Below are 1,348 nucleotides of genomic sequence, written 5' to 3' on the forward strand. Positions count from 1 at the left end.
CTTCGGGTGCGGGCCGTCGGTGGTCGGGGGTGCGGGCAACCCCATCGGGCCGCAGGTGACCCTCCTCCGTGTGGAATGCCGCGCCCCCGCGTGGAGTTGTCAGCGGCATGACCGACGTACTGCGTTACACCGCCTTCTCCTCCGACCCCGCCGGAGGCAACCCCGCCGGGGTCGTGCTCGACGCGAGCGGGCTCGACGACGACGCCATGCTCGCGATCGCCGCCGAGCTGGACTACAGCGAGACGGCGTTCCTGACCGCGCCCCCCGAGGGACTCGGCGAGCCGGGGCGGGCGTTCACGGTCCGGTACTTCAGTCCGAAGGCGGAGGTCGCCTTCTGCGGCCACGCCACCGTCGCGACGGCCGTGGCGCTGGCCGAGCGGATCGGCCCGGGAGACCTGGTCTTCGCGACCCCCGTCGGTACGGTCCCGGTGACGGTCACGGACGACGAGGGCGTGCTGCGGGCCACGCTCACCAGCGTCGAGCCGCACAGCGAGGACATCGCGCCCGCCGACCTCGCCGAGGCGCTGGCCGCGCTCGACTGGCCCGCCGCCGACCTGGACCCGGCCCTGCCGCCGCGTATCGCCTTCGGGGGCAACCGCCACCTGGTCCTCGGCGCCGCCACCCGCGAGCGCCTGGCGGACCTCTCCTACGACTTCGAGCGGCTGGCAGCGCTGATGCGGCGGCTCGACCTGACGACGGTTCAGCTGGCCTGGCGGGCGTCCGACACGGTCTTCCACGTCCGCGACCCGTTCCCGGTCGGCGGCGTCGTGGAGGACCCGGCGACGGGCGCCGCCGCGGTGGCCTTCGGCGCGTACGTACGCGAACTCGGCCTGGTCCCCGAGGAGTCGGTCCTCACGCTCCACCAGGGCGAGGACCTGGGCCGCCCGGGTGTTCTGACGGTGACGCTGCGCGCGGGGGACGCGAGGGTACGGGTCGGGGGCGCYGGGGCGTCCATCCCGGCGTAACGGGGCCGCTCAGGCCTGCCCGGTCTCGAACCGGCCGACCTTCCCGTCCTGGACGTCGAAGCGCCAGGCGGTCCGCATCTCGCCCCAGGTGTCGTTGCGGTAGGAGGCGACGAGCGAGCGCCCGCCGTCGCTCTCCGCCTCGACGTCCATCTGGCCGTTGCTGGAGAAGACCTCCCGCTCGGTCCAGTCGGCGACGTCCCGGTCGGAGCCGTCGTCGGACATGGTGGCACCGGGGGCGAGCGCGGCCTGGAAGGCGGCGCGGTCCCCGGCGTTGAGGGCCGTGACAAAGGCGCGGACGGCGGGGTCGCTGAGCTGGTCGGCGGGGATGGGCACGGGGCTCCTCTGGATGCGGGCGGGACGACGGCGCACGTCCGCCTCCGCGA

General features: G+C 74.8%; 2 protein-coding genes. One reads left to right on the plus strand and one right to left on the minus strand.

The features are described from left to right. The first annotated feature begins 107 nt into the window (after window positions 1-107). On the plus strand, window positions 108-965 hold the full coding sequence (locus ACJA3G_RS37045; protein WP_406557399.1) for a PhzF family phenazine biosynthesis protein: 858 nt from the start codon (window positions 108-110) through the stop codon (window positions 963-965). 9 nt (window positions 966-974) lie between these two features. On the opposite strand, the gene ACJA3G_RS37050 is transcribed toward ACJA3G_RS37045, so the two are convergent. Continuing rightward, complete coding sequence (locus ACJA3G_RS37050) at window positions 975-1,298, minus strand: nuclear transport factor 2 family protein (RefSeq protein WP_406557400.1); 324 nt, start codon at window positions 1,296-1,298, stop codon at window positions 975-977. Window positions 1,299-1,348 lie beyond the last annotated feature (50 nt).

The organism is Streptomyces sp. YS-3 (assembly GCF_045257485.1).
Lineage (GTDB): Bacteria > Actinomycetota > Actinomycetes > Streptomycetales > Streptomycetaceae > Streptomyces.